Here is a 3,436-nt window from a genome sequence, read left to right as displayed (position 1 = left end):
GGCAGGGGCGGCCTCGAAGCCCTCGCGGCCGTCGAGCTGGGAGACCAGCCCGGTGACCTGGCGGGCGATGTCCGGGGCGGTGAGCCCGATCTCGGTGAGGACCTCGGCGCGCGAGGCGTGGTCCAGGAACTGCGGCGGGATGCCGAAGTCGCGCAGCGGGACGTCGACGCCCGCGTCGCGCAGCGCCTGGGCGACGGCCGAACCGACGCCGCCGACACGCGAGTTGTCCTCGACCGTGACGACCACGCGGTGCTGTGCCGCGAGCGGCGCCAGCTGCTCGTCCACCGGCTTGACCCAGCGCGGGTCGACGACGGTGGTGGAGATGCCCTGCTTCTCGAGCAGGGAGGCGATCTCCAGGCACATCGGGGCCAGCGCGCCCACCGAGACCAGCAGCACGTCCGGCCGCTCGGCGCCCGCCTCGCGGAGCACGTCCATCCCGCCGACGCGGCCCACGGCCGGCACGGCGGGGCCGACGGCGCCCTTGGAGAAGCGGACCACCGTCGGCGCGTCGTCGACCTCGACGGCCTCGCGCAGCTGGGCGCGGACCTGGTCGGCGTCGCGCGGGGCGGCGAGGCGCAGGCCGGGGACGACCTGCAGGATCGACATGTCCCACATGCCGTTGTGGGAGGCGCCGTCGGTGCCGGTCACGCCGGCCCGGTCCAGCACGAACGTCACACCGCACTTGTGCAGCGCGACGTCCATCAGCACCTGGTCGAAGGCGCGGTTGAGGAAGGTCGCGTAGACCGCGAAGACGGGGTGCAGGCCGCCGGTGGCCAGGCCGGCCGCGGAGACCGCGCCGTGCTGCTCGGCGATGCCGACGTCGAAGACCCGCTCCGGGAACTCCTGGGCGAACTTGTCCAGGCCGACCGGCTGGAGCATCGCGGCGGTGATCGCGACGATGTCCTCGCGCTCCTTGCCGAGCGCGACCATCTCCTCGCCGAAGACGGACGTCCAGTCGGCGCCGGCGGTGGCGACCGGCAGGCCGGTGTCCGGGTGGATCTTGCCGACCGCGTGGAAACGATCCGCCTCGTCCTCGAGCGCCGGGCGGTAGCCGCGGCCCTTCTCGGTGAGGCAGTGCACGATGACCGGGCCGTTGAACCGCTTGGCGCGGGCCAGCGCGGACTCCAGCGCCTCGATGTCGTGGCCGTCGATCGGGCCGACGTACTTCAGGCCGAGGTCCTCGAACATGCCCTGCGGCGCGATGAAGTCCTTGAGGCCCTTCTTGGCGCCGTGCAGCGTGTCGTAGAGCGGGCGGCCGACCACCGGGGTCTTCTCCAGCACCTCCTTGGTACGGGCGAGGAAGCGCTCGTAGCCGTCGGTGGTGCGCAGCGTGGCCAGGTGGTTGGCGAGGCCGCCGATGGTGGGCGCGTAGGAGCGCTCGTTGTCGTTGACCACGATGACCAGCGGGCGGTCCTTGGCTGCGGCGATGTTGTTCAGCGCCTCCCAGGCCATGCCGCCGGTGAGGGCGCCGTCACCGATGACGGCGACCACGTGGTCGTCCTTGCGGAGGACCTCGTTGGCCTTGGCCAGTCCGTCGGCCCAGCCGAGGACGGTGGAGGCGTGCGAGTTCTCGATGACGTCGTGCTCGGACTCGGCCTGCGAGGGGTAGCCGGAGAGGCCGCCCTTCATCTTCAGGCGGGAGAAGTCCTGCCGGCCGGTGAGCAGCTTGTGGACGTAGGACTGGTGACCGGTGTCCCAGAGGATCTTGTCCCGTGGGGATTCGAACACCCGGTGCAGAGCGATGGTGAGCTCCACCACGCCGAGGTTGGGGCCGAGGTGGCCGCCGGTCTTGGAGACGGCGTCGACGAGGAAGGTCCGGATCTCCTCCGCCAGCTGGTCAAGCTGCGCCGGGGTGAGCCGGTCCAGATCGCGCGGTCCCCTGATGCGGGTCAGCAGCGGCACCCGTGCCTCCTTGCAGTAGAGCTGTTGAGCGTTGCGGGGCCTGTCGAGTCTAATGTTCCCCTCCCGCTCCCGCAGGACTGCCCCGTGCGTCCTGACGACTGAACGTGCGGGCGGGAGGAGCCGTTCCCGGGTGGCGGACCCGGCGGAGCCGCGTCGTCCGGGGAAAACGCCGGTGCCCGGCGTCACGAGGACGCCGGGCACCGCGGGCTGGGATCGGGCGTCAGGCCCGGCCCGCCGCCTTCTGGCTCCGCCGGGAGACGGAGTCGATGACGACCGCGCCGAGCAGGACGGCGCCGGTGATCATGTACTGGATCGAGGCCTCCATGTTCAGCAGGGACAGGCCCGTGCTGATCGACTGGATGACCAGCATGCCCAGCAGGGCAGACCACACGGTGCCCCGGCCGCCGAAGAGGCTGGTGCCGCCGATGACCGCCGCGGCGATCGCCAGCATCAGGGTGTTGCCGCCGCCCGCCAGCATGGTGGCGCTGGAGGTCTGGCCGGCGAAGAACATGCCGCCGATGGCCGCGAAACCGCCCGCGATGGCGAAGACGGTGATGCGGACGAGCTCGACGTTGATGCCCGCGCGGCGGGCCGCCTCGACGCCGCCGCCGACCGCGAAGACCTTGCGGCCAAACGAGGTACGGCGCAGGATGAAGTCGACGATCACCAGGCAGATCAGGAAGATCACCAGCGCGTTGGGCACGCCCGCGGAGCTGTTGAACACCATGGCCGCGGCGAAGGAGACGATCGCGAGGGCGACCACGCGCAGCACGATCTCGCTGGTCGGGCGGAAGGGGACGCCGGCCGCGCGGCGGCGGCGCTGGTCCATGAAGGAGCCGACGAGCAGGGACAGGACGGCCAGGCCGGCCAGCAGGTAGGCGCCGGCGACGTCCTGGTCGAGCAGGAAGGACGCCTTGCCCAGCAGGCGCACCGGGCCCTCGTCGGAGGGGATGTTGATGGTGCCGCTGGAGCCGAGGAGCCACAGCATGAGGCCGTTCCAGCCGAGGAAGCCGGCCAGGGTGACGACGAAGGCGGGCACGCCTATCTTGGCGAAGAACCAGCCGTGCAGCGCGCCGATGGCGACACCGGTGACGATCGTGAGCAGCAGGGCCAGCCAGGCGTCCATGCCGTGCTTGGTCACCACGACGGCGAACACGGCGGAGGCCAGGCCGCTGACCGAGCCGACCGACAGGTCGATCTCGCCGAGCAGCAGCACGAACACCAGGCCGATGGCCAGCATGCCGGTGGCGGCCATGTAGTAGCCGATGTTCGACAGGTTGTCGGCGCTCAGGAAGCGGTCGTTGTTGAGCTGGAAGACCGTCGCGATGACGATCAGGCCGATGACGACCGGGATGGAGCCCAGCTCACCGCCCTTGACCTTGCGCTTGAACTCGGTGATGTAGCCCTTGAAGCCCTCTTCGCGCACCAGCAGGCGGGGGTCGACGGCCGGGGCCGCCGCCTGCTGGTGCGCGAAGAGGGCTTCAAGGGCTACATCACCGAGTTCAAGCGCAAGGTCAAGGGCGGTGAGCTGGGC

2 protein-coding genes are annotated in these 3,436 nt (G+C 70.9%); both read right to left on the bottom strand.

Features of this window, described 5'->3' with window-relative positions; all coding sequences use genetic code 11:
- On the bottom strand, positions 1–1,902 hold a 1,902-nt coding region (gene dxs, locus ACOV8S_RS03835; protein ID WP_448316102.1), incomplete at its 3' end, for a 1-deoxy-D-xylulose-5-phosphate synthase.
- A 220-nt stretch (positions 1,903–2,122) separates the two neighbouring features.
- Positions 2,123–3,436 (bottom strand): sugar ABC transporter permease (locus tag ACOV8S_RS03830; protein WP_448316101.1); only part of this gene is annotated, 1,314 nt, incomplete at its 5' end.

The sequence above is a fragment of the Streptomyces sp. CO7 genome (genome assembly GCF_053474865.1).
The sequence above is the reverse complement of the archived record's forward strand: the minus strand, read 5'-3'. Positions and strand labels throughout refer to the sequence as shown.